Genomic DNA, 18,048 nt, shown 5'->3' with positions numbered 1-18,048 from the left:
GCTCCCAGCAAGGGACGCAACTGTATGGCATATCAGAGAGGTACGGATTGTGGCCAAGACCCAATCAGTCAGTCGAGTAGAGTTCGCGATGGAGGCGATACGTGAGCGGATCGCCCTGGCGCCTGGGACGAGACTTCCCTCCATCCGCCAGCTTGCAGAGAATCTGCGCGTATCGAAATCAACGATCGTGGAGGCGTACGATCGCCTGGTCTCCGAAGGAGCTGTGGAAGCGAAGCGAGGATCGGGCTTTTTCGCAGCAGCACGATTGCGCCCATTCAGGTTGAAAGATCCAGGGTTCCAACTCGATCGGGCTATCGATCCGCTATGGATCATGCGTCAAGCGCTTACGTCGAATGCAACCTTTCAGCCCGGGAGTGGATGGCTGCCGGATGACTGGCTGGCTGGAGACATGCTTCGCCGCGTCTTACGGGGAATCAGCCGTGATGAACAAGCAAACCTTACTGCCTACGGATCTTTACAAGGCTATCTGCCTCTTCGGAAACAATTGGCCCGGCGCCTCAACGCCCGAAACATCGCCGCGGAGCCCAACAATATCTTTCTCACGGATTCCGCAACGCGTGCGATCGACATTATTTGCCGTTTCCTTCTACAGCCCGGCGATGCCGTCTTGATCGACGACCCGTGCTACTTCAACTTTCAATACATGCTGCAGGCACAACGAGTTCAGACAATAGGGATTCGCTATACACCGAATGGTCCAGACCTTGAACAGTTCGCTGCAGCCTGTGTGGAACACCGCCCAAAGCTCTACCTGACAACAGCAGTCCTGCATAATCCGACCGGCGCAAATATCAGTCTCAGTACGGCGCATCGACTGCTTAAGCTCGCTGAAGTTCATGACCTCGTTCTCGTTGAAGACACCATCTATGCCGATCTCGAAAGCCGTTCATCGCCTGGCCTTGCGGCGCTTGATGGCTTTGAGAGGGTCATCCTGGCCGGAAGTTTTTCCAAGACACTTACCGGGGCGGCGCGTTGCGGCTTCATCGTTGCACGCAATGACTGGATCGAGGGACTTACGGATCTGGCACTGGCTACCAGCTTCGGCACCAATGATCTGACAGCGCAGGCCACACACCGCCTATTACTCGACGGCAGCTACAGGGGCCATCTTGAGGCTCTTCGTCCGCGGCTCGCACGAGCGATGGCCTTTACTATCGAACAGCTTGAACATCTCGGCTTCGAGCTCTGGATACGGCCAGAGTGCGGTGTATTTCTTTGGGCGCAGTTGCCCGATCAGTTAGATTCCGCAGATATCGCGATCCGCGCGTTGGAGCGGGGTCTCGTATTAGCGCCCGGCAATGTCTTCAGCGTGTCGCAGACCGCAAATCACTTCATGCGTTTCAACGTAGCCCAGTGCGCGAATAAAAAGGTCTTCGATCTCCTGGGTGAGGTGCTGAAGCCCTGACGCGAGGAAGAGGACGAGACGAAGGCTACATTGCTACATGCATGTTCTCTGCTCGTGAAGCTGCGCTGAACGGGCTACACCGGTCCTAATCAGCCAGCTTGCCGACCGTGCCCTGCTGTCTGGTACTATCCCTGCCATGAATAACCTTGCTCCGTTCCTCTGGTTCAATGACAACGCTGAAGAAGCCGCTGAGTTTTACCTGAGCGTCTTCCCCCACGCGCGCAAACTCGATGAGCTGCGCTCCAAAGGCGTCGGTCCCTGGCCCGTGGGCAAGATTGCCACGATCACGATTGAGCTCGAAGGCCAGGAGATGGTGTTTCTCAACGGCGGCCCCGGACAACCGCTCACCCCTGCCTTCTCCTTCTTTGTCCGCTGCGACTCCCAGAAAGAGATCGACAGCTACTGGGACAAGTTGATCGAAGGCGGCAAATCGATGGCGTGCGGCTGGCTCACGGATCGCTTCAGCCTCTGCTGGCAGATTGTGCCGCGTAATATCAGCGAGTTGGTCAGTCACCCCAAAGCGATGGAGGCCATGATGGGGATGATCAAGCTGGACCTGCCCGCTTTGGAAGCCGCCGCGCGCGCGGACTGAAGTTGTTGCAACTGCGTTGGCCGAATCTCCAAAGCAGGTAACAAGCTGGCCCTATGGAAGCGAAGGGCAAGAGATAGGGAAGATGCACCCAGGGTGCAGGAATGATTTGCCAGCTCCAGATCTCCCTCAATAGCCAGGGTTGTTCCATCAGCCCAACAGTCACGAAGACAGTGGAACAACTCAGAAGGATGCTGACCGGTTTAGACTCCCGGATGCTTGTCTTTGTTGGAATCATGGCCAGCAAGAAAGGGATCAGCACGGTGAGGACGAAGAGGATCAGTGGAAACCATGTTCGATAGAACGCGAGTGCGAAGACGGGTCCGTTCGGAAAATATCTGTCATTGGCATGGATCAGAAACGCTCGTGCATGGGACGGGATGCCGATGATGTTCACGAGCAAAGAGATGACCAACAACAGCAGTCCCATCGAGAGGCGGGTATGGCGAGATAGCTTTGCAATCAAGCGTCCGCAGACCCACGAGCAGCAAAACAGTACCAGGCCAAATTTAACGATGGCCCCGCCGTACTCCAGCGCACCATGCCAGAATCCGGGAGTGCGCAGGAGAGTGGCATCGGTATTGTTGATTAACATCCAGCTATAAACTGCGGCCCAGCCTGCAAACTCTCTTGCCGTTTGAGAAAGCACAACGGCCAATGGAGTTACGACGGCGATGAAGACAAGCCAGGGTTGCCATCGCGCCCAGTGATTGAGCTGTCTTCTGAGTACCAGGCCAAGGACCTGAAGCACCGATGCCAGGGGAGACTCGTGCGCTTCCAGTAAGTCTCCGGCGACGGCTTCTCTTTCCTCTTCGTCGAGCGCACTCAGCAGCCCCTTCAACAGGAAGGCCATCATGGGCTCTAGTCTTGAGACAAAGGTCATCTCGCCTCCCATGAGATATCGCGGCTGACTCTCGAGATGGCGCGATAAAAAGCGGAGGCTGATTCGACGCCCTTGGCCGTTACGGAGACCATGCGCTTTGCACGCCCTCCGCGCTGCGCCGTTGCCTCTCCCATCCACGTCGTCACCAGGCCTTTGGCTTCCAGACGATCCAGCGTTGTGTAGAGAGAGCCTATCGAACAGGGCCTCTCCGTTGCCTCTTCGACCTCGCGGCGAATGGAAGCACCGTAGGCCTCTTCGCCGAGGCGGAGGGTGGCAGCAATCAGCAGGTATTCGAACTCGCCTATCATTAGTGTTACATTGTAGAGGTTATAGGGCTGACTGTCGATGAATTGTGGCGAGCCTGCAGGGATACGGAGGAAAGTATGGAGAGGAAACCAGCAGTGCGACAGATGGGACTCAGAGCTGTTGCTTGTGTTCTCGGGCTTATAGGAATGTGCCTTGTGCCTGCTCTGCACGGACAACAGGACGCCCATGCGTCGCTCACACCAACAGCAGAGCGGAAACCAGCGCCGGCCTTTGAAGTGGTTGGGCAGGATGGCAGGAAGATCCACGTTTCCGACTACCGGGGTAAGGTTCTTCTGCTCAACTTCTGGGCGACGGATTGCGGCGGCTGCGTGCTCGAGATCCCCTCGTTCATTGCACTTGAGAAGGCATACAAAGACCAGGGATTTACCGCTGTTGGCGTTTCGATGGATATCTCTTATGAGAGCCTGAAGGACGCTGACGAAGCCTGGGGCCGGGTGAGGCCGTTCGTCGCGCAGAAGGGGATCAATTACCCGATCGCAATGGGGGACGATGCGATTTCCAAGGCCTACAAGTTGAGTGCGTTTCCTGCCACGTACCTGATCGATAAGTCGGGAAGAATCGCGGTGGCCTATGTGGGCGTTGTCATCAACAAGGACAATGTTGAAGCGAACATCAAGAGGCTGCTAGCGGAGCGGTGAGGTCTCGGAATAACCAAGGATCTATCTGTGGTTGGAGCGACTTGTCTTGCCTCGACCGAAGAAGGCAATTTCGGTCGTTACGCCCTGCGGGCTTCACTCCGGCCTGCGGCAGCGAGGTATGCGTCTTCGACGCTGGGCTTGCGGCATGGCTGAAGCCATGCCCTTCCGATTCCTTGCCTCAACAAACTGTTTGCACCGTTCGACTTCAATCATGCGCAGTTTGATAAGCCCTGCGATGAGGAATGTACCTGCGGCACTTTGCGCCGCAGGTACATACTCTGTCAGGCTTCGAAGCGCATGTTGTTGAGATCGGTGATCAGGCCCGGGCCTGTGGGGCGCCAGCCCAGCCGCTGCTGCGTGAGGGCGCTCGAAGCCGTTCCGTCGAACCCTGCAAATCCCGCCAGCCAGCCAAAGTGCTCGGCTGCCTGCTCAGGGGACAGGGACACCACCGGCTGCTTCAGGCCGCGACCGATCGTCTCAGCGATCTCTCGAAGCGGAATACCCTCTTCTCCCACCGCGTTGTAGCGTGCTCCCGCAATGCCCTTCTCCAGCGCGAGCCGGTAGAGACGAACAGCGTCGAGCACGTGGACCGCAGGCCAGCGATTGAGGCCGTCGCCGACATACGCGGAGACACCCTTCCTGCGGGCGACTTCGATCAGGTAAGAGACGAGGCCCTGCTTGACAGTGTCATGCACCTGCGGAAGGCGCATGACCGAAACATGGACGCCTTGCGCTGCCACGGCTGCTGCCGCCATCTCCGAAGCCACGCGGGGAATGGGAGAGTTGGGCGCATCTTCTTCGGTCGAAGCGCGTCCCGGAGTGATCGCCGTGCTGGCCCCGGACGTGATCACCAGGGGCCGGTCCGAGCCGGCGAGCACGGAGCCGAGGGTCTCGATGACTCGCCTGTCCATCTCGCAGTTAGCTACGTACTTCGAGAAGTCGTGGTTGAAGCCGCAGTGAATCACGCCGTCTGCCAGGGCCGCTCCGCTGCGCAGACTTTCCAGGTCTTCAAGATCGCCTCGGTGCGCCTCGGCGCCTGCGGCGATCAAGGACTTCGCTCCCTCTTCCGAGCGCGTCAATCCGAGTACGTGATGACCCGCGTTCCTCAATTCCGGAATGAGGGCAGAGCCGATAAATCCAGTGGCGCCAGTAACGAAAACACGCATAACGACTTCTCCTTTTGGTTCGTGAACCCCTGCTGCTCGTGGCCGCATTTGCAGCCCCGTTATGACAAGGTAAGGGATGAAGGCCGTACAATCTATGCTGTAGAGTCCGTATTATCTTTGCAATCGTCCGGGGTTTTATGGATCCGCTCTCCGATGTGCTGTCGCTGCTGAAACCACGCAATTACATGTCCGGCGGCGTCGACATGGGCGGAGAGTGGTCGATCCGGTTCGGCCAGCATGAAGGGATCAAATGCTATGCGTTGGTCTCGGGCCATTGCTGGCTGTCCGTGGAGGGCGTTCCCGAGCCGGTGAGGCTGGAGCCGGGCGACTGCTTCCTGTTGCCGCGCGGGCGGCCTTTCATCCTGGCAAGCGATCCGGCGCTAACGCCGGTCGATGCTTTCTCGCTCTTTCAATTTCCTCTGAATGGGGCCATCCGCACGGTCAATGGCGGCGGGGATTGCTTTAGTGTCGGCGGCCACTTCACGCTTGGCGGCAAGCATGCCGACATCCTGCTGGGAGTGCTGCCGCCCATTGTGCATCTCCGGAAGGAGTCGGACAGGGCAACGCTGCGCTGGTCCCTGGAGCGGATGGGGCAGGAGTTGCGCGAGCCGCAGCCGGGCGGCTTTCTGGTCGCACAACAACTCGCCAACATGATTCTGGTGCAGGCGTTGCGGCTGCATCTGGCGGAGGGGTTGAGTGGCGGCGTGGGATGGCTCTTCGCTCTCGCAGACAAACAGATCAGCGCAGCGATCAGTGCGATGCACTCCGATCCGATGCATCGCTGGACGTTGCAGGAACTGGCCGGACTAGCGGGGATGTCGCGATCGATCTTTGCGCTGAGGTTCAAGCAGACGGTCGGGACCTCCGCCATGGAGTACCTGACACGCTGGCGCATGCTGCTGGCCGGGGACAGGCTGGTGAACTCCAGCGATCCCATCTCGGAGATCGCGCCGTCACTTGGGTACGAATCTGAAAGCGCCTTCAGCACAGCCTTCAAGAGAGTCATGGGCTGCTCGCCGCGGCAATATAGCCGTGGGCGGAGTTTGGCTTCTTCTTCTGATAGCGGAGAAGAAGTTGCGCGTGCGCATCGGCTTGAGCTTGTTGCGGGATGACGGGAGTGCGGTCTCCTCAGTCCTGTTGGATGAGGAGACCGCTCTGCTCAGGCGTTTGTTCCACCATCGACGGTCAGGTTCGCCCCAGTGATGTAGGCGGACTCCGGACTGGCGACAAATGCGACCAGTGCCGCGACCTCATCAACAAGTCCATAGCGGTTGAGCGCCGTGACTGCTTTTTGAGGAGTGGCCCACTCTCCAGCAGCAGGATTGAGGTCGGTATCAATCGGACCCGGCTGCACGTTGTTCACCGTGATGCCCCGGCGCCCGACCTCTCTGGACAAACTCTGGGCAAACATCTTCACGGCACCCTTGGTCGCCGCATAGGCCGCCAACCCCGGTGTCAGATTGCGCTCGCCAACGCATGAACCGATCATGATGATTCGGCCGTTATCATTCATGTGCTTCAGGGCTGCCTGTGTCGTGACGAATACGCCGCGAATGTTGAGATTGATGACGTGGTCCATCTCTTCCAGAGTCGTGTCTTCAAACAGCTTTGGAATGGCGGTGCCGGCATTGTTCACAAGAACATCCAGTCTGCCCAGGGCGCCGACGACCTTCTCCACCGAAGAGCGAATCGCTTCGGGATCGACCGCATCTGCCTGGATGGCAACTGCTGTTCCGCCCGCCGCTTCGATCGCCGTGACCACGGCAGAAGCTGAGCTGGCATCCTTTGCATAGGTGATAGCCACGCTCGCTCCATTTGCAGCGAGGCGTTTTGCGATTGCTGCGCCAATCCCACGCGATCCGCCTGTTACCAGCGCGACTTTTCCCTTCAACGAGTACGACATGTGTTTCCACCTTTCTACAGACGAATGATGTCCCTCGATTGAGCGAAGAGAGGTCCAGGGGCCAGCGTAGGGATGCGGCCTTCGCTCTCTAGTGATACCTTCGCAGTCGAATGAACAGTTTCCCGAGCATAACCTCGAAACGTCGCCAATAAAATTGCTTTATTGGCTGAGGGGGTATGCTTTTCAGGCAGAGGTGGCATTTGGAGCTCAGGCATCTTCGTTACTTCGTCGCGGTCGCTGAAGCGCGTAGCCTCAAGCTTGCGGCGGAAGAAAAGTTGCACACAACGCAACCGTCACTGAGCCGCCAGATCCGTGACCTTGAAGACGAAGTGGGTACGCCGCTCTTTGTAAGAGGAGCGAAGGGGGTCGAGTTGACGCCCGCAGGCCGGGTGTTCCTGGACCACGCGCGCATCATGCTTTCTCAGGCGGAGGCGGCCGTACAATCCGCTCGGCAGATCGCTTACCCGACGAAGCCTTCGTTCGCTTTGGGTTTCATGATCGGCCATGACACGACATGGCTTCCTGAAGCTCTAAAGCTTCTTCGCGACGAATTGCCCAATATCCACGTCGTGATTTCTACGCAGAACTCTCCCCAACTTGCCGCCGCTCTATTGCATGGGGGGATCGATGTGGCCTTCCTTCGCAGAGAAGACGGTAGCAGCGATCTGGATTTCAGGACTCTTGTCGAAGAGCCTTTCGAGGTCTTCATGCCTTCGAATCATCCGTTCGCTGCGAGGAAGACGATCTCTCTTCAAGAGATTGCCGGGGAAACATTCATCAGCGTCTCCGGAACGGCCCTCAGCATCTCAGGCAAACAGCCGGCGTTACGCCGGGCGATCGACAGGTTTCTGAATGACAATGGCATCGAGATCAGACCGAGCCACGAGGTAGACAATTTGGGTGGCGTCATGTCCCTCATCGCCTCCACGGGTGGCATCGCTCTCCTGCCACTTTATGCAAAGACCTTTCTTCCGGATACTGTGACCACTCGTCCACTTGAAGGCGTGGGACCGAAGATCGATTTATCGGTCGGCTATCGTAAGGCAAATCCCTCTCCCGTATTAAAGTTGTTCCTTTCGCGGGTGAATGAACTCGCGGCAAAGATCCCAAGATAGGGATTGAAGAAATCGGTAACGTAAAGTCGTCTTCTCGCCATTTATCAAAATGTGGCCTGGAAGATGGCTTGTGGGCGATTGAATAGGAACAGACCCTCGGCTTTTGCGCCTACGTCTTCTGGGTAGTACGAACAAAGAACGGGAGAAATCAGATTCGCTCCCCTTCGGCTTCGCTCAGGGTCGGAATGACAAGCCAGAAAAGCAAAAGTAGTTGGGCAGCAATGCTTGCTCGGTGATCGTGCAAAGTCCTGAAGAACACGCGAGGGGCCGGCGAGCAGAGGCTCGGCCCCCCTTGTGTTTATGGAGATCCAGTTCCGCTTCGAAGCAGTACGTTACCTTCCCGCCCCGAAGCGGAACTGCACCTTGCCGAAGTAAGAGCGTGATTCCCCGACGAAGCCGCCCGCGCCATTCGCCGCAGTGAAGTAGCGCGTATCGGTAAGGTTACGCACCCCGAAGGCACCGGTCCAACCGTGTACGTGGAAGTTCGCGACGACGTCCGCGGTGGTGTAGGACGGAATGGAATTGGTGTTGAGCAGGTCCGCAAACATGCTGCTGCGATTGGTGAAGCCGCCAGCGAGCGTGATTGTGTCCTGTCCGCCCAGTGGAAGCTCATAGCTGGTCCATAGATTGACGATGCGATCTGGCACCCCTTGCGGGCGACGACCTGTAGCTGCGGGGTTCGAGGGGTTATCCGTCAGTGAGGCATGCATCCCCGTTGCGTTTGCATTCAGCTTCCAATGGTGCGAAAGCGCGAGTTCTACATTGCCTTCTCCACCCTGGGTCAGTTGGTCGTTGAAGACGGGGATGTCACTCACCAGCGAGAAGACATTGTTGCGCATGACGTGGAAGGCGGCAGCAGTAACCAGGATGCGATCATTGAGCGCTGCGACCTTCACGCCGGCTTCATACTGCGTTCCGTTCTCGGGTGCCTCCACGCCGTTTTGCGTGGCTTCTGAGTTGAAGTTGACGAGGTTGCTGTGCGCTACGCCGAAGAAGGGCGAGACGCCAGGCAGGATGCGATAGACGGTGCCGACGTTCCAGCTAAACGGCGTGTCATTGCGCGTGTAGGTGTTGGGAGGCTCGATGAGTTGGCCATTGCCGAGGCTGCGCCCCGCCACGTTGACCTGCGGTGAGAGTGCTGTCTGCCACCAATCCTGCCGGCCGCCGATGCGTAGCTTCCAGCGGCTGGTGAGATCGAGTTGATCCGTTGCATACAGGCCCTCGTAGGTTGCGTTGAGATGATCGAGAAAACCGGAGTGCGTCGCATCCCGCAGGAAGGTGAGGCTATTGCGAGATGTCTCCGGAATGACCGGCGCAAAGATGTTGACGATGTTAGGCAGATCGGCTGTCGCGCGGTTGGCAACAACGCTCTGGTGCTGCGCCTCAAAACCGGTAAGCAACGTATTGTGCACGGAGCCGATATGAAAGCTGAAGACCGGCTCGGCCTCATAGTCAAAGTCGTTGAGCGTATCGTGCTGGGTGCGTAGCTGGCGACCGGTGAGGGCTGTTCCCACGATGGTGCCGCCGTCGCCGTTTCGCAGGATCGCGAGGTTCCGGTACATGTAGGAGAGACGATTATTCACCGTAACGAAGGGTGCGGCCTGCCATACATCCGATCCGGTGAAGCGGCCAATCGTCTGGTCCCCGAAGCTGAAGGGCGTAGAGTATTTCGCATCGCGTCCGACGGTGGTGATAGGCGTGTGATTGACGTAGAGAAGGCCCGCGGGATCGGGAGTAGCCTGCAGGTCGCGACCATCGAAGGCCAACAAAAGAACGTTGTGGCTACTGGTCAGACCCAGCACGGGACGAAGCTCGTAGTCGGCAGCGGCGAGGGAACGGAAGCCGTCCTGGTGTTCCGCCATGCCGTCGATGCGGTAGTCCAGTCCCTGCAGACCAGTGCCGCCGGTAAGATACGCTGTTCCCGAGAAGAGTCCAAACGATCCCGCCTGAAACTGTGCGCCTGTACCAAACTTCGGCGACGGCGTGTAATGAACGAGGTTGATCGTCCCTCCCGGAGGTCCGCTGCCGAAGAGCGAGGAGCCGGGGCCTTCGAGGATCTCGACTCGCTCAACGCCATTGAGCGAGTGTGGAATACCATTGCGCTCATCGCCGTCGGAAAAGCCATCATTGAAGATGCGGGCTTCGAGTCCACGAATCTGGAAGCGGTCGGCGAACCCGAAGCCGTCGGTGCCGCCCTGAATTACGCCGCTCGCATTGCGGACGGTGTCTTGCAAAACGAGATCGCCCTGCTGTTCGGAGAGACCGTGTCCGATGACGGAGACGCTCTGCGGAATGTCCTGAAGAATGGTGCCCGTCTTGCCGAGGGTAGGCACCTGCTCCAGGGCTTCAACGTCACCCTGCACGGTGATGGACTGCGAGGCAGACTCAAGTCCCAACTGAACGCGCCAGTCGAGCGACTTGTCAGCGGCGACGTGGATAGAGGAGTTTTCATAGCGGCCGAAGCCGGCAGCTTCGACAGTCAGCGTATAACTGCCACCCTGGAGCGCCGTGAAGCCGTAGGCTCCGGTAACGTCGGTGGTTGTGGTTTGGCGACTGCCGTGGCCGGTAAGCGAGACATGAGCGCCATGGATGGAGGCTCCGACAGGGTCGAGAACGGTACCGTGAAGCGATGCGGATTGTGCGGCGGCGGCGAGCGTGGAAAGGATGACAACAATGCAGGCGAACAGATTGCTCTTAAAGCGGTGGGACGACATGATCTTCCTTGAAGCGGCATCTCTTTAAATGCGACTTAGTTGGTCTTACTTAACTACGACCAATTCAGTCTGGATTAGAAAAGAAGACCAGTTGTCATAACGATGTCAGAGAAATGTCTCAATATTGTCACGATGTAACCGAATTTCAGGAAGATCAACACGACCGCGCTGTGGGGATATCCCTATGGTCCTCACCTGCATACCGCAGCTTGCGCCGGAGCGGCTCATTGATGCACCGTTGGTGATGACCGCAATGTCCTTTCCCGTGGATATCTTTCCTTCCATGAGGTAGACCAACATGAAAGCCAACCAGAACCTGGAGCCATTCATGCATGAGGAACAGATACGTGAAGCCTTGAACGCGCATTGGCAGGCGTCGGCAGCCGGTGATGCAGACGCGGAACATGATATTTACGATGACGATGCTATCTGCGATTATCCGCAGTCGGGCGAGCGAATCCTTGGGCGAAGGAATCTGCAGGCCTTGCGGAGTCATCATCCGGGCAAGCCATCGGGTTTCAATGTCAGGCGGATCTCCGGAGCCGGGGAGCTCTGGGTTACGGAGTACACCATCACCTACCAGGGGCGGCCAGCCTATACCGTGAGCATCATGGAGTTCCGTGACGGCAAGGTCGTGCACGAGACACAGTATTTCGCGGACCCCTTCGAGGCACCGGCCTGGCGAAGCCAATGGGTTCAGCGGACCGCGTGACGCGATGTTCGTTGACTTCCGGTCTGTCGGCAGACAGAAGAGTTCTGGTCTTGGAACGAGAAGCTCGTTTTCAAAACCAGCCGGATTAGCCAGCACTTAAAGAGATCAGCATGCCTTCAAGAATCGAGGCAGAGCGGTCGATGTAGCCGGAGACTGGTCCCCAATATTTGTCGTGCCCTTCGGCATAGAGTCTTGCCCAGGGCTGTTGACCGGTCTTCGCACCTTGCACCAGCAGATCAGAACCGGCACGCGCTCTTGCGGCCATCAGGCGGAGCAGCTTGCCGTACTCGGAGGGCGGGAGGCGATAGCCCTCGGCAATCGCATGGATGGCTGTTGCCGCTACGGAAAGATCACAATCCGGTTCAACAGGTGGGAAGGAGATCGTTGCCCAGGCCAGATCCCACAGGCGAGTTCCAGGTGCGGCGTTATCCCAATCGATAAACACCCAGCGATCGGTACCGCAGACCAGGTTCCACGGAGCGAGATCATTGTGGCAGAGGATGTCGTGCCCGTCCGGAATGGAGAGAGTGTTCCATTCAGCAGATGCAGGTGGGATGAACGAAACAGTTGCATCGTGCAATGACCGGATCAGAACGCCGACTCTCCGTAGATCGATCAAGGTGTTTTGTTGCTTTCTGTCCCACATGGCACCGGGTATGAATTCAAAGACCTGCCGTCCACGCTCATCCAATCCGAGACCTTGTGGGGCTCCGGCAAAGCCAACGGAATGTAAATGGGTGAGAAGAGCCTGTACCGCAGGCGTAGCCGCCGTGGCGGGCTTGCGAACGGTAGATCCAATTCGGACTACCGAATCAGAAACATTGCCGCCGACTAGCTTTTCTTCTTCTGACATTTGGGTTCTCACCGGAAGCGGAAATTTGAATTGATTCTAGCGCTGCCTGATCCATTCCCCTGGGGATGCCAGGACAAGCATAAAACGCGGGCAGGGGTGGGACGCCAAAGCTGAAAGTGTTTTTCATTTCACTCCAAAGGCGTCATCCTGAGCGAAGTGTCTCGTGCTTTTTGCGAGACACGAAGCCGAAGGACCCCGGGGGTTGTAATCTTGCCCGTGTCCTTCGCCCCTTTCCCACCTCAAGCGCTCGAGCCCGAACTTTTGTGCTAGAGAAGATCTGAAAATCATGGGTCAGATCGGCTCTCTCGGGGTCCTTCGACTGCGCACCTCGCAAAAAGCGCGAGGTGCTTCGCTCAGGATGACGATTCTGGGAAGCGTGGATGAGGACGTTCAGATAAAGCTATCCTGGCCCGCTCCGCCGAACCGTTAGCTGGAGGTACGCTCTGATCTTGTGGGATGCGGGTGACGCGACCTTCCGGTTTTCTTTTCTTTGGCCGGAGGAGCAGGTGTCACCGTCTCACGGACGGCGCGAAGTACTTCTTTTGAAAGTGAAGGGTCGACCTTGGCGACCGCACGGGCCACAGCGATGGCGCCGATCTGTGCGGCCAGGGCCGAGATGGCAAGATGCCGTTTTTCAGAGGCTGACAGGTCGCCCTCAATCGATTCTTCGAGTACCGCCGCTGTCTCCTCAAACGCCTGCGCGAAGCTGGTAGCGAGCGCGGGGCCCTGCCTGGAGATCTCACTTGCGGAGGCTGTCATCGGACAACCGTTTGCCAGGTTGTCGCGGTGCCTGGTTGAGAACATGGCATCGAGGTATCCCTCAAAGGTCAACTTCAGGCCTCGCATCGCTACCAGGCGGTGGGCGATTCCATCGGAAAAGGACTCTGCCGCGAGCGCGTCTTTCGAGGGGAAGTGCGCGTAGAGCGCACCGTGCGTCAGTCGGGCCTCCTTCGCGACTTCGGCCACGCCCACTCCGTCGAAGCCTTTCTCATTAAACAGACGACCGGCAGCCTGCAGCAGGGAGGTTCGATTTGTCTCAGCCTGTTCCTTAGAAACTCGCATCTGAAAATTCCTCGAATCCTTTTGAATAATTTTAATTGCGGACGCCATCAAAGTAAATTAGATTGCAAGCGCAATTAAAATCCGGGTCCAGCGTTCTTGCCGAGGATCGCCCCATCAACCAGCGAGAGGACTTGTCCGGTCTCTCGCGCATACAAGGAGATGTTCGATGAAAAGACTCAATGGAAAGATCGCTGTCGTAACCGGCGGCAGCAGCGGGATCGGCTTTGCAACGGCGAAGGCGTTCGTGAATGAAGGCGCGACGGTTTATATCACCGGCAGACGCAAGGATGCACTCGAAGCGGCCGCTGCCAAGATCGGCCAGGGATGCATCGCGGTTGCTGGAGACACAGCCAAACAAGAGGATATTGAGGCGCTCTACGACCGGATTCGGACCGAACAGGGCCGCGTGGATATCGTGTTCGCTAACGCGGGAACTGCTGAGTACGGGGTCTTCGGACAGATCAAAGAGGAGCAGTACGAGAAAATCTTCGGTACGAACGTGAAGGGTGTCATCTTCGGCGTACAAGCGGCTCTGCCGTTGATGCCGGATGGAGGCAGTATCATCCTGAACGGTTCGATCGTCGGCAGCAAGGGTCTTCCCGCGAACAGCATCTATGCCGCGACCAAGGCTGCGATACGCTCGTTTGCGCGCACATGGACCACGGATTTGAAGCAACGAAAGATTCGGGTCAACGTGGTGAGCCCCGGTCCGATCCAAACAGAAGGGCTGGAGGGATTACTGGGAAGCAGTGAGACTGGACAGGCCCGCCGTGAGGCCATCACCGCCGGTGTCCCGCTCGGTCGTATGGGGAGGCCGGAAGAGATTGCCAGCGCAGTGGTGTTCCTGGCCAGCGATGAGTCCAGCTTCGTTACGGGGGCAGAGCTCTTTGTCGATGGTGGATTCGCGCAGGTTTAGGTAGTGTCTGACGAATCGGAGCTACCGGCCTTTGTCGTTGTTTTTGCTTCTGAGATAGGTTCGGGCTTTAGCCGTGGAGAGGCTCTTTGCCAAGCGAGCATTCCCTCCGTGGCTAAAGCCACACTAACAACAGTGCAGAGACGGCGGGACTGAAGTCCCGCCCCTTCAAAGCAAAGGCAATCGGCGGGGCAAAGGCGACAACAAAAGCAGCCACAAGGACAAAAGCCGGTAGCTCCGATTCGGCAGGCACTACCTAAAGCGGGCAGCTCTTAAGTGTCCCGCTGGAGACAACCGCTCCGCTCAGAGGAGTAGCTATACTTCGACCTCTCGTCACCGATCGAGGTATGACCGGTGACGAGTCTCTACATTCCCTGGAAGTCGGGTGCTTCCAGGGAATGCTGGAAGCGCTCTACGAACTGTGCCACATGCAAGCCGTCGGCCAAGGCGTGGTGTGCGTGGATCGATACCGGCATGGTGCGTCGGCCTGCCGCTTCCGTGATCTTGCCGAAGGTGATGCGGGGCGCGGAGTCTTCGTGGGCGAAGTCGCGCGCATGTGAGATGGATGTGAAGTCAAACCAGGGAAGAACGGAGTAACGAATCAGGTTGACGTCCGGATAGCGCTCGATGTCGTTCCTCTGCCGCACTCGATCCAGCTCGACGGAAGCGTCGCGCACGAACTCATCGATCTGCGGCCGGAACTGATAGTGCCCCAGGCCGATAGTGCCGTTGGCCCGGCCAACGGCGCTGCCTCCATTGATCAGCTCGTAGCGCCAGGCGTCGCCATCGACAATGCGTGTCCGGAAGTTCTCCACCTGGTGCGCGGCGATGAGGGAGCGATGCAGCAAGGACAGGAAGACCGAGAGTTGATGCTGCTTCGCGTAGCGGTAGGTTTCCGTGCAGTCAACACGGAGGCAGACGCCGTGATAAGGCTCGGTAAAACTCTTGAAGAACTGGAAGCTCGCGCGGCGTTCCCATGTCTCCAGGTTGATCTTCTCTCTGCCGCCGATCACGATGTCTCGCATGTCCGTATGTTAACCCGACGAGATCAGGACCGATCTTTACCGGTTCAGGAGACGGGTAGGGAGAGATTCCAGGCTTCGCTTGAACTCCTTATTGTTTTCCTGGGCGCGGGAGATTACCAGAGCGCCCTCGATGGCAGCGACCGCACCCTCGGCCCGTACCCGAGCCTCTTTCGCTGGAATACCCCCATCCCTGGACAACTTCATGAACTTTGCAATCCAGAAGTCGAGCGTATTCTTCACGTGGGTCCGCACACTGGGGGGCGTACCCGCGCTGCTCAGGGTCTCGAGTAGACACGCCTGCGTTCCACCCTCGTAGAACTCGTTCAATCGCTCTGTTACAAGCTTCAGGCGGCGAAGAGGGTCTTCCTTCGAATCGATCGGAGCCAACACGTGAGTCGCAAAGATCCGGTCCACTTCGGTGAGCGCCGCAAGGGCCATCTGTTCCTTCCCGCGTGGGAAGCGATGATAGAGGCTTGCCTTGATGAGCCCCGAAGACTCCGTGAACCGGGTCAGGCTCGCGCCCTCAAAGCCGTGATCGCGAAAGACGGAGATGAGCGAGCCAAGAACTTTTTCTGCCTCTGCGGTTTCGGTCTTTGCCATTGATCTGATCCCTTTTATGCTCGTGCTTGCATCATTATACCGATCGGTCTAATCTTATAGTTGTAGACCGAACGGTTTACAGAGGAGATCGGAGACGGATATGTCGATGGATCCTTTTCACGAAGGCGAACGCCGTGTTCAGCGGCGAGTGGGTGGGACAGAGGAAGCGGACCGGAACAGTCCCATGATCTCCCCTTACATTCCGGCTGGAGCGATTCCCTTTCTGCAGCAGCAGTCGCTTCTAGTTCTTGCGGTCCTCGACAAGGGCGCGATGTGGTGCCTGCCCGTCGCCGGCAAAGCGGGGTGGATGGCTGCCTCCCGCGACACCCTCTACCTGGATCTTGAGCAGACGATCGATCCTGTCGACGAACGGATTCTCCGTGCTGCCGAAGATCGGCAACTCGTCGGCGGAGTAGTGCTCGACTTTGCTACCCGCCGCCGTCTGCGCGTCAATGGACGGCTGGAGAAGCCATCAGACAAGCTGATGGTGCTGTCCGTCGCGGAGGCTTATCCCAACTGCCCGAAGTACATCACGCAGCGCGCGCTGGCGTGGTCAAAAGACGCTCCGGCTCATGCGTTGCTGGAGGGAGAATCGTTGACTCGGGAGCAGCGTGACGCCTTTGAGAAGACCGACGTCTTCTTCATCGCAACGCAGCACCCGGAGCGCGGCCTGGATGCTTCGCATCGCGGGGGCAATCCGGGGTTTGTCGTAAGCCCGTCGGACAGAACTATCCGCTTCCCGGACTACGCGGGCAATAACCTCTTCAATACGCTGGGCAATCTTGAGATCGATGCCCGCGTCGGCCTTCTTCTGCCGGACTTCAACAACGGAACAGCGTTGGCGATTTCAGGAACGGCCTCCGTGAGCTACGAAGACCAGGGACGCGCACGATGGACAACGGTGACGGTTCAACGCTGGACCCAGATGCGCCTCCCCGTCCTGGAGAAGGCCAGACAACTCTCCCCGTTTAACCCTTGAGGTGAGCTCGCCGCTCGCGGACAGCGCTGGCGAGTTCACGCAGAAGCGTTTGGGTCTCGGGCCAGTCGATGCAGGCGTCGGTGATGCTTTGCCCGTAGACCAGCTCTTTGCCAGCAATGAGAGGCTGCGCCCCGGCAACGAGATTGCTTTCAATCATGACGCCCATGATGTTACGGTTCGTGCTCGCAATAACCTGCTCCGACACGGAGCGGCATACCTCGGCCTGCTTGCGGTGATCTTTGCCGCTGTTTGCGTGGCTGCAGTCGATCATGATGCGGGGTTTGACGCCTGCCTTTTCCATCTCTTCCACCGTCGAAGCCACGGCTGCGGCATCGTAGTTGGTGGTCTGCCGGCCGCCGCGCAGGATGATATGGCAGTCCGTGTTGCCGGACGTGAGAAGGATGGCGGACTGTCCCGTCTCAGAGGTGCCCAGGAAGGTGTGGGGATGATTGGCCGAGAGGATGGCCTCCACCGCAATGCGTACGTTGCCGGAGGTGCCGTTCTTGAAGCCCACCGGGCAGGAGAGTCCGGAGGCGAGCTGGCGATGGACCTGGCTCTCCGTGGTTCGCGCGCCGATGGCTCCCCAGCTTACGAGGTCGGAGACGTACTGCGGCGAGATCATGTCGAGGTATTCGGTGCCGGCGGGCACTCCCATCTCGGCCAGATCGAGGAGGAGGTGGCGCGCCATGCGCAGCCCGTCGTTGATGCGGAAGGACTCATCGAAGTAGGGGTCGTTGATAAGCCCCTTCCAGCCGAGGGTGGTGCGCGGTTTCTCGAAGTAAACACGCATCACGATCATGAGGTCGCTGGAGAGCTCTGCGATCGCCTCCTTCAGCAGGCCCGCGTACTCGCGGGCGGCAACCGGATCGTGGATGGAACAAGGACCTACAACGACGACCAGACGATCATCCGATCCGTTGAGGATGTCTACAATTTGGCGACGCGCGTCGAAGACGGTGCGCGAAGCGTTATCGGTAACAGGCATCTCCTCCTCAAGGAAGATAGGAGGAAGAACGACTCTAGTGGATTTAATCCTCAGATTGTTTGTGGGGTATGCCATGATCGTGCAATCAGAATACTAGGTCTATCGGTGGTCGTGCTGCGAGGCAAAAGCCCGGCGGGTGAAAAGGCCTCGTGTTTAAC

At 58.1% G+C, this 18,048-nt stretch carries 18 protein-coding genes; 8 read left to right on the top strand and 10 right to left on the bottom strand.

What is annotated here, in order from left to right; all coding sequences use genetic code 11:
* Positions 1-88: 88 nt before the first annotated feature.
* Together ACIX8_RS00640 and ACIX8_RS00635 are read left to right on the top strand one after the other, a co-directional pair.
* Complete coding sequence (locus tag ACIX8_RS00640; protein WP_052310540.1) at positions 89-1,426, top strand: aminotransferase-like domain-containing protein; 1,338 nt, start codon at positions 89-91, stop codon at positions 1,424-1,426.
* Between the two features lie 136 nt (positions 1,427-1,562).
* Positions 1,563-2,018, top strand: coding sequence for a VOC family protein (locus ACIX8_RS00635; protein ID WP_014263370.1), 456 nt, complete (start codon positions 1,563-1,565; stop codon positions 2,016-2,018).
* Here the strand turns inward: ACIX8_RS00635 and ACIX8_RS00630 are convergent.
* Both ACIX8_RS00630 and ACIX8_RS00625 read right to left on the bottom strand, forming a co-directional pair.
* A complete protein-coding gene (locus tag ACIX8_RS00630; RefSeq protein WP_014263369.1) occupies positions 1,972-2,898 on the bottom strand; it encodes a hypothetical protein in 927 nt (308 codons plus the stop codon). The two genes, ACIX8_RS00635 and ACIX8_RS00630, sit on opposite strands and share 47 nt — an antisense overlap.
* Complete coding sequence (locus ACIX8_RS00625) at positions 2,895-3,206, bottom strand: PadR family transcriptional regulator (RefSeq protein ID WP_014263368.1); 312 nt, start codon at positions 3,204-3,206, stop codon at positions 2,895-2,897. The genes ACIX8_RS00630 and ACIX8_RS00625 overlap by 4 nt, the downstream gene beginning before the upstream one ends.
* A 153-nt stretch (positions 3,207-3,359) precedes the next feature.
* Between ACIX8_RS00625 and ACIX8_RS00620 the strand changes: the two genes are divergently transcribed.
* Complete coding sequence (locus ACIX8_RS00620) at positions 3,360-3,863, top strand: peroxiredoxin family protein (RefSeq protein ID WP_190273731.1); 504 nt, start codon at positions 3,360-3,362, stop codon at positions 3,861-3,863.
* 281 nt (positions 3,864-4,144) lie between these two features.
* Here ACIX8_RS00620 and ACIX8_RS00615 read toward each other — a convergent pair whose 3' ends face one another.
* A complete protein-coding gene (locus ACIX8_RS00615; RefSeq protein WP_014263366.1) occupies positions 4,145-5,029 on the bottom strand; it encodes an SDR family oxidoreductase in 885 nt (294 codons plus the stop codon).
* A 137-nt stretch (positions 5,030-5,166) separates the two neighbouring features.
* On the opposite strand from ACIX8_RS00615, the gene ACIX8_RS00610 reads away from it, so the two are divergent.
* Positions 5,167-6,141, top strand: a complete 975-nt coding sequence (locus tag ACIX8_RS00610; RefSeq protein WP_014263365.1) for an AraC family transcriptional regulator — start codon at positions 5,167-5,169, stop codon at positions 6,139-6,141.
* Between the two features lie 47 nt (positions 6,142-6,188).
* Here the strand turns inward: ACIX8_RS00610 and ACIX8_RS00605 are convergent, their stop codons facing one another.
* Entirely contained in the window at positions 6,189-6,932 is a 744-nt protein-coding gene (locus ACIX8_RS00605) for an SDR family NAD(P)-dependent oxidoreductase (RefSeq protein WP_014263364.1), read from the bottom strand.
* A gap of 176 nt (positions 6,933-7,108) precedes the next feature.
* Between ACIX8_RS00605 and ACIX8_RS00600 the strand changes: the two genes are divergently transcribed.
* On the top strand, positions 7,109-8,047 hold the full coding sequence (locus ACIX8_RS00600; RefSeq protein WP_014263363.1) for a LysR family transcriptional regulator: 939 nt from the start codon (positions 7,109-7,111) through the stop codon (positions 8,045-8,047).
* 332 nt (positions 8,048-8,379) lie between these two features.
* Here the strand turns inward: ACIX8_RS00600 and ACIX8_RS00595 are convergent, their stop codons facing one another.
* Positions 8,380-10,761 (bottom strand): TonB-dependent receptor, encoded by a 2,382-nt coding sequence (locus ACIX8_RS00595; protein WP_014263362.1) that lies wholly within the window; start codon positions 10,759-10,761, stop codon positions 8,380-8,382.
* 298 nt (positions 10,762-11,059) lie between these two features.
* Between ACIX8_RS00595 and ACIX8_RS00590 the strand changes: the two genes are divergently transcribed.
* Positions 11,060-11,473, top strand: a complete 414-nt coding sequence (locus tag ACIX8_RS00590; protein ID WP_014263360.1) for a nuclear transport factor 2 family protein — start codon at positions 11,060-11,062, stop codon at positions 11,471-11,473.
* An 85-nt stretch (positions 11,474-11,558) separates the two neighbouring features.
* On the opposite strand, the gene ACIX8_RS00585 is transcribed toward ACIX8_RS00590, so the two are convergent.
* Positions 11,559-12,326, bottom strand: a complete 768-nt coding sequence (locus ACIX8_RS00585; RefSeq protein WP_014263359.1) for a phosphotransferase enzyme family protein — start codon at positions 12,324-12,326, stop codon at positions 11,559-11,561.
* Between the two features lie 426 nt (positions 12,327-12,752).
* Positions 12,753-13,388, bottom strand: coding sequence for a TetR/AcrR family transcriptional regulator (locus ACIX8_RS00580; RefSeq protein ID WP_014263358.1), 636 nt, complete (start codon positions 13,386-13,388; stop codon positions 12,753-12,755).
* Positions 13,389-13,554: 166 nt separating this feature from the next.
* Between ACIX8_RS00580 and ACIX8_RS00575 the strand changes: the two genes are divergently transcribed.
* Positions 13,555-14,304, top strand: a complete 750-nt coding sequence (locus ACIX8_RS00575; protein ID WP_014263357.1) for an SDR family NAD(P)-dependent oxidoreductase — start codon at positions 13,555-13,557, stop codon at positions 14,302-14,304.
* Between the two features lie 362 nt (positions 14,305-14,666).
* Here ACIX8_RS00575 and ACIX8_RS00570 read toward each other — a convergent pair whose 3' ends face one another.
* Positions 14,667-15,326, bottom strand: coding sequence for a CatA-like O-acetyltransferase (locus tag ACIX8_RS00570; RefSeq protein ID WP_014263356.1), 660 nt, complete (start codon positions 15,324-15,326; stop codon positions 14,667-14,669).
* Between the two features lie 36 nt (positions 15,327-15,362).
* Entirely contained in the window at positions 15,363-15,926 is a 564-nt protein-coding gene (locus tag ACIX8_RS00565) for a TetR/AcrR family transcriptional regulator (protein WP_014263355.1), read from the bottom strand.
* 100 nt (positions 15,927-16,026) lie between these two features.
* Between ACIX8_RS00565 and ACIX8_RS00560 the strand changes: the two genes are divergently transcribed.
* Positions 16,027-16,905, top strand: coding sequence for a pyridoxamine 5'-phosphate oxidase family protein (locus ACIX8_RS00560; RefSeq protein ID WP_014263354.1), 879 nt, complete (start codon positions 16,027-16,029; stop codon positions 16,903-16,905).
* On the opposite strand, the gene ACIX8_RS00555 is transcribed toward ACIX8_RS00560, so the two are convergent.
* Positions 16,895-17,965, bottom strand: a complete 1,071-nt coding sequence (locus ACIX8_RS00555) for a 3-deoxy-7-phosphoheptulonate synthase (protein WP_014263353.1) — start codon at positions 17,963-17,965, stop codon at positions 16,895-16,897. The two genes, ACIX8_RS00560 and ACIX8_RS00555, sit on opposite strands and share 11 nt — an antisense overlap.
* Between the last annotated feature and the right edge of the window lie 83 nt (positions 17,966-18,048).

The organism is Granulicella mallensis MP5ACTX8 (genome assembly GCF_000178955.2).
GTDB classification, from domain to species: domain Bacteria; phylum Acidobacteriota; class Terriglobia; order Terriglobales; family Acidobacteriaceae; genus Granulicella; species Granulicella mallensis.
The sequence above is the reverse complement of the archived record's forward strand: the minus strand, read 5'-3'. Positions and strand labels throughout refer to the sequence as shown.